The sequence below is a fragment of the Domibacillus indicus genome (genome assembly GCF_023715895.1).
Lineage (GTDB): Bacteria > Bacillota > Bacilli > Bacillales > Domibacillaceae > Domibacillus > Domibacillus indicus_A.
Window position 1 is genome coordinate 1 of sequence record NZ_JAMBOO010000114.1, and the last position, 325, is coordinate 325.

The 325-nt window shown below is 45.5% G+C and carries 1 rRNA gene; it reads left to right on the forward strand.

The features are described 5' to 3' along the window. Positions 1-203 precede the first annotated feature (203 nt). Positions 204-325: ribosomal RNA gene (locus tag M3221_RS25885) — 23S ribosomal RNA — on the forward strand; the annotation flags it as partial.

The window sequence follows — 325 nt, forward strand, 5'->3', positions numbered from 1 at the left end:
GGTAGCCGTATCGGAAGGTGCGGCTGGATCACCTCCTTTCTAAGGATATTTACGGAAGTGAGAACTTGGTTCTCACACACGTTGACGCGTTATTTTGTTCAGTTTTGAAGGATGAATTCCTTCTATAACAAACATGATTGTTCTTTGAAAACTGGATAATATCGTAAAGTAACACCAAGCAATACCGAGTAATCGCCATTTTAGGTTAAGTTAGAAAGGGCGCACGGTGGATGCCTTGGCACTAGGAGCCGACGAAGGACGGGACTAACACCGATATGCTCCGGGGAGCTGTAAGTAAGCTTTGATCCGGAGATTTCCGAATGGG